Below are 5,832 nucleotides of genomic sequence, written 5' to 3' on the forward strand. Positions count from 1 at the left end.
GGGTGCCCGCCCGTCGCAGAAGGAGATTCCGTCAGTTCAGCGTGTCCGCCGCCGTCTGGGACGAGTCCCGCAGGAACGTCGAGCAGCGCTCGTACTCGTCCTTCTCACCGATCGCCTCCGCGGCGCGGGCGAGAGCGTGCAGGGCGCGCAGGAAGCCGCGGTTCGGCTCGTGCTCCCAGGGCACCGGGCCGAACCCCTTCCAGCCGCTGCGGCGCAGCGCGTCGAGGCCACGGTGGTAGCCCGTCCGGGCGTATGCGTACGACTCGACGACGCGGCCGGCCTCGAAGGCGTCGTCGGCGAGCTGTGCCCAGGCCAGCGAGGAGGTCGGGTACTTCGCGGCGACATCGGCGGGCGCCGTGCCGTTCGCGAGCATCTCCCGCGGCTCCGGGGCGTCGGACAGATAGGTGGGGGGCGGTCCCCCCAGCAGGTTTTCGTGGATGCTCATGGGTTCAAGTGTCACAGGTCGGTGTGGAATCCGAGGAGCCGGTGCGGGCTGTCGGGACGCCGGGCATCATCCTGACGACCGTGAACGGGGAGCGGGGGACAGGGGCGTTTCTGTGCGACGGGGCCGGGTTCTCGCGCTCATCGGAGCGGTGGCGCTGACGGTGCTCACCGGTTGCGGGGAGCGACACGGGCCGGACCGGGGCGCGCCGGTGCCGCCTTCGCCGCCCGCGGTGGCGAGTTCTTCCCCTCCGCCCTCGCCCCCCTCGTCCCCCTCGCCCGCATTCCCGGTCTCGCCGTCGGTGACCGGTTCCGCGGCGCCGTCGTCGTCCCCGTCGGCGTCCCGGCCGTCGTCACCCGGCGCGTCCGGGGCCGCGCCGGGCCCGTCCGCGCCGAACGGCTCCGGATCGGGCTCAGGCACCGGGGGTTCGGGAAGCGGCGGGGCCGGATCGGGGGGCACCGGATCGGGTGGCACCGGCGGGGAGCCCGGCCGCCCCACCGCCCCGGCGCCGCCGTCCCAGGAGGCCCCGGCGGGCGGCTCGGACGGTTTCCCGTACGACGGCGACCTATGCGCCACCGACCACGGCCCGTATCTCCAGGTCGGCGGCCGCGGCCAGGGCCATGCGATCAACCTGAGCGTGCGCGAGGGCCACTTCGAGTGCCATGACGGCGACGGGCCGGAGGACGCCGTGTGGGTGCCGACCGGGACATACCACGCCATGGGCGTCGAGGACTCCGCGCACATCACGGTCACGGCCCCGTTCGTCCCGCCCGGCACCCGCAGGGCGATGACGGTCGGCGAGCTCTTCCGGCGCTACGACCAGCTCTCCGGGCAGCAGCGGAAACTGCTGGTCTTCCACTACCAGACGGCGGGCGACGACCTCATCTGGATCTTCAACCAGATCGACCGCCCTTAGCCGACTCGTCCGGCGCGTCCGACGCGTCCGGCTCGTACTCCGACTCCGACGGTTCCAGCGGCGGAGCCCCCACCCCGCAGTGGACCTTGCACTCGGGGTGCCGGCAGGTCGGGGAGGGCCGCCGTACGGTCGCCCACGCGATCACCGCGCCCAGCACCAGCAGGCCCGCGCAGATCGGCATCGCCCGCCGGAAGGTCGCCGCGAACTCCTCGGGGATCCGGTACGCCTCCGGACCCATCCCGGCGAGCAGCGGCAGCGCGGCCACCGCGAGCAGTCCCGCCGCGCGGGCCGCCGCGTTGTTGATGCCACTGGCGATGCCGGCCTGCGCGGTGTCCACGGACGCCAGTACGGTCGCGGTCAGCGGCGCCACCAGGGTCACCATCCCGAGGCCGAGCACCAGCATCGCGGGCAGCACGTCGCTGACGTACGAGGCGTTCTCGCCGACCCGCAGCATCAGCAGCACCCCGGCGGCGCACAGCAGCGGGCCGACGGTGAGCGGGATGCGCGGGCCGATCCGCTCACTGAGCTCGCCCGAGCGCGCCGAGAGCAGCAGCATCAGCCCGGTGGCGGGCAGGAAGGCGGTGCCCGCGGCGAGGGCCGAATAGCCGGAAACAACCTGGAGTTGCAGCGCTGCGAGGAAGAAGAACCCGCTGAACGCGGCGTACACGCACAAGGTCACCACGTTGACGGACGTGAACTGCCGGGACGCGAAGATCGACGGCGGCACCATCGGGTCGCGGCGGCGGCGCTCGACGACCACGAAGGCGGCACCGATGACGACACCGGCGAGCCCGGTCCACAGCGACACGTCGATCAGCGCGTACGTCACGAGCCCCAGGCTCACCGCGCCGAGCACCGCGCCGAGCACGTCGAAGCGGCCGTGCGCGCGTGGATCACGCGATTCGGGAACGTGCCGCAGCGCCACGGGTACGCAGAGCGCGGCCAACGGCACGTTCAGCAGAAACACCCAGCGCCAGCCGGGGCCGTCGACCAGCCATCCGCCGACGAACGGCCCGACCGCCGCGCCGATGCCCCCGAATCCGGACCACAGCCCCACGGCCCGCGCCCGGTCGTCCGGATGGAAGCTCGCCTGGATCAGCGCCAGCGACCCCGGCGTGAGCAGCGCCCCGCCGACGCCTTGCAGGGCCCGCGCGAAGACCAGCGCGACCGCGTTGGGCGCCAGCCCGCACGCCAGCGAGGCCAGCGCGAACCACACGACGCCGATGACGAACACCCGCCGCCGCCCGTACCGGTCCCCGAGCGCCCCACCGAGCAGAATCAGCCCGGCGAGCGTCAGCGTGTACGCGTTGACGGTCCACTGCAGCTGGGCCAGGTCGGCGTCGAGGTCGTCGCCGATGTGGGGCAGGGCCACGTTGACGACGGTCGAGTCGAGCATGGCCATGCTGGACCCGAGGACGGTCGTCAGGACCACCCACCGCCCCGTGGCCGACGAGAGCCTGATGTCCATAGGGGGATCATCGTCTCCCCCAGGCCCCCTGGCGACCCGGCCGCCCACATCGGGCCCATAGGTCCGTCCGCTGAGTCCGTCCGCGTCCGGAGACGGCCCCCGGGCCAACCATGCGGTCCCGGCTCACACCAAGCCCGTCTGGGGGTCCCCCCCACGCCGCAGGGCGTAGGGGGAGATTGAGGACGGACACCCCGGCCCACCCGGCGGTACCGGCCCACACCAAGCCCGTCTGGGGGTCCCCCCACGCCGCAGGGCGTAGGGGGAGATTGAGGACGGACACCCCGGCCGACCCGGCGGTCCCGGGTACGCATGAAGCCCCCCGCGGCGTACCGGGTACGCAGGAAGCCCACGCGGCGGTACCGGGTACACAGGAAGCCCGCCCCGCGGCGCCGGACCGCTCCGGGGCCCGGCGCCACCGCGTACAGAGGCGCCCCGTCAGGTCAGCCTGGACAGCGCGCGGATCAGCGCGTCCGTGCCCGCCTCCGCCTTGGACCGGGGGCAGCCCAGGTTCAGGCGGACGCAGCCCTCCGCTCCGTACACCGCGCCCGGCATGATCGCGACCTTCTCCCGTTCGATCAGCTCCCGCTGCAGCGCATCGTCGCTCACCCCCAGCGCCCGCAGGTCGACCCACGCCAGATACCCGGCCTGCGGCGGCTCCCAGCCGAGCGCGGGGAACGCGGAGCCCAGCCGCTCCGCCAGCATCGCCAGATTCCCGGCGACATACCCCCGCGCCGCGTCCAGCCATGCCGCGCCCTCCCGGTACGCGGCGATGTGCGCGGTCAGCGAGAGTGCGGACGGCGAGGCGAGCCCCTCGCGCGTCTCCATGCGGCGGATGAACGCCGCACGCTCCTCCGGATCGCCGATGATCCCGTACGAACCCGTCAGCGCGGGAAAGTTGAACGCCTTCGACGCGGACGTGATCACCGCCCACCGCCCGTCACGCGCGAACCGTGTCCACGGCAGATGCCGGTACCCGTCGTGCACGAAGTCCGCGTGGATCTCGTCGGATATCACGGCGACGCCGGACGCCTCCGCCAGCCGTGCCGTCTCCACCAGCTCGTCCTCCGTCCACACCCGTCCCGTCGGGTTGTGGGGCGAGCACAGGATCAGGACCTTCGCGTCCGGGCGGGCCAGCTCCCGCTCAAGACCCACGGGGTCACCCACCGGCACACCGCGCAGCTCCCGTCCCAGACCGGTGACCGCCTTGCGGAAACCGTCGTACGTGGGGGTGTGCACGACCACGCCGTCGCCGGGCTCCGTCCACATCCGCAGCAGCTGCGAGAGCTGGTTGAGCACCGACGGCCCGTACACGATCCGCTCCCGGTCGAGCGCGGTGTCGTACCGCGTCGCGTACCACTCGCGTATCGCCTCGCGGAAGTCGCCGAGCCGCCAGTCCGTGTACCCGAACACCCCGTGTGCGAGGCGCTCCCGCAGCGCGTCCAGCACCTGCGGCGGCGACGGGAAGTCCATGTCGGAGATGGTGAACGGCAGCAGCCCGTCCACCCCGAAGCGATCGGCGGCACCGTCCCACTGCACAGACGCGGTACCGCGCCGGTCGACGGCACTGTCGAAGTCGTACTCGAAGTCGTACTCGTAGTCGTAGCCGCGCTTGTAGCCGTTCTCGTAGCCGTGCTCCACGATGGCCCTCCGAAGGACATGCCGAGGGCCCGGCACCGAGGTGGTGCCGGGCCCGTCGGACCATGAACGCTTACTTGAGCTTCGTACCCGTCGAGCGCAGCGCCGCACACGCCTCGGTCACGCGCTTCGCCATGCCCGCCTCGGCCAGCTTGCCCCAGCTGCGCGGGTCGTAGGTCTTCTTCGAGCCGACCTCGCCGTCGACCTTCAGCACACCGTCGTAGTTCTTGAACATGTGGTCCGCGACGGGTCGGGTGAAGGCGTACTGGGTGTCGGTGTCGAGGTTCATCTTCACGACGCCGTTCTCCAGCGCGGTGGCGATCTCCTCGGCCGTGGAGCCGGAGCCGCCGTGGAAGACGAAGTCGAACGGGTCGGCCTTGCCGTACTTGGCGGCGACGCCGGCCTGCAGGTCCTTGAGCAGCTCGGGGCGGAGCACGACGTTGCCCGGCTTGTAGACACCGTGGACGTTGCCGAAGGACGCGGCCAGCAGGTAGCGGCCCTTCTCACCCAGACCGAGCGCCTCGGCGGTGCGGATGGCGTCCTCGACGGTGGTGTAGAGCTCGTCGTTGATCTCGTGGGTGACGCCGTCCTCCTCGCCACCGGTCGGGGTGATCTCGACCTCAAGGATGATCTTGGCGGCGGCGGCCTGGGCCAGCAGCTCCTGGCCGATGGCCAGGTTGTCGGCGAGGGTCTCGGCGGAGCCGTCCCACATGTGCGACTGGAACAGCGGGTTCTGGCCCTTGGCGACGCGCTCGGCCGAGACCGCGAGCAGCGGACGTACGTAGCCGTCCAGCTTGTCCTTGGGGCAGTGGTCCGTGTGCAGCGCGACGGTGACGTCGTACTTGGCGGCGACGATGTGCGCGAACTCGGCGAGGGCGACCGCGCCGGTCACCATGTCCTTGCTGTACTGGCCACCCAGGAACTCCGCACCACCGGTCGAGATCTGGATGATGCCGTCGCTCTCGGCCTCCGCGAAGCCGCGCAGCGCAGCGTGCAGGGTCTGGGACGAGGTGACGTTGATGGCCGGGTAGGCGAACTTGCCTGCCTTCGCCCGGTCGAGCATCTCGTTGTAGACCTCGGGGGTTGCGATGGGCATCTGTCCGCTCCTTGGTATGTGCGGTTTGCGTTGCTTGGCCCTGACCTGGGGGCGACGTCATCGTCGCACCTATCTTTCCAGACGCCGAGAGGGCCTCCAGGTGTGAGAGCGGGACGTTTCACGTGAAACTCCCGCCGCTCAGAGAAACCGCAGGTCAAACTGTGACCGGCGCCCGGCGCCCGGTGTCAGTCGAGGTCGAGGTCCGCGAGCCGGTAGCCGGTCAGATAGGTCAGCCCGGCCTCGGCGATGGCATCGGCGGCTCCACGGTCCACGAT

Annotated in this window: 5 protein-coding genes; 1 reads left to right on the forward strand and 4 read right to left on the reverse strand. The window is 71.7% G+C overall.

The annotated features are described in order from the left end of the window. Positions 1 to 31: 31 nt before the first annotated feature. Positions 32 to 445 carry a DUF3151 domain-containing protein gene (locus tag ACWGI8_RS37780; RefSeq protein WP_453667959.1) on the reverse strand — a complete coding sequence of 138 codons (414 nt, stop codon included), beginning with the start codon at positions 443 to 445 and terminating at the stop codon, positions 32 to 34. 298 nt (positions 446 to 743) lie between these two features. Here ACWGI8_RS37780 and ACWGI8_RS37785 point away from each other — a divergent pair, with 298 nt between their 5' ends. Continuing rightward, positions 744 to 1,358: a hypothetical protein gene (locus ACWGI8_RS37785; RefSeq protein ID WP_453667960.1), complete on the forward strand. Its 615-nt coding sequence runs from the start codon at positions 744 to 746 to the stop codon at positions 1,356 to 1,358. On the opposite strand, the gene ACWGI8_RS37790 is transcribed toward ACWGI8_RS37785, so the two are convergent. The 3 genes from ACWGI8_RS37790 to fbaA form a co-directional block, all read right to left on the reverse strand. After that, positions 1,336 to 2,826: an MFS transporter gene (locus tag ACWGI8_RS37790; protein WP_453667961.1), complete on the reverse strand. Its 1,491-nt coding sequence runs from the start codon at positions 2,824 to 2,826 to the stop codon at positions 1,336 to 1,338. The genes ACWGI8_RS37785 and ACWGI8_RS37790 overlap by 23 nt on opposite strands. A gap of 435 nt (positions 2,827 to 3,261) precedes the next feature. Beyond that, the gene (locus ACWGI8_RS37795; protein ID WP_453667962.1) at positions 3,262 to 4,464 is read right to left on the reverse strand and encodes a MalY/PatB family protein; all 1,203 of its coding nucleotides are present in this window, start codon (positions 4,462 to 4,464) and stop codon (positions 3,262 to 3,264) included. Between the two features lie 70 nt (positions 4,465 to 4,534). After that, positions 4,535 to 5,557, reverse strand: coding sequence for a class II fructose-bisphosphate aldolase (gene fbaA, locus ACWGI8_RS37800; RefSeq protein WP_453667963.1), 1,023 nt, complete (start codon positions 5,555 to 5,557; stop codon positions 4,535 to 4,537). Positions 5,558 to 5,832: the final 275 nt, after the last annotated feature.

It is taken from the genome of Streptomyces sp. NPDC054841, from assembly GCF_053611045.1.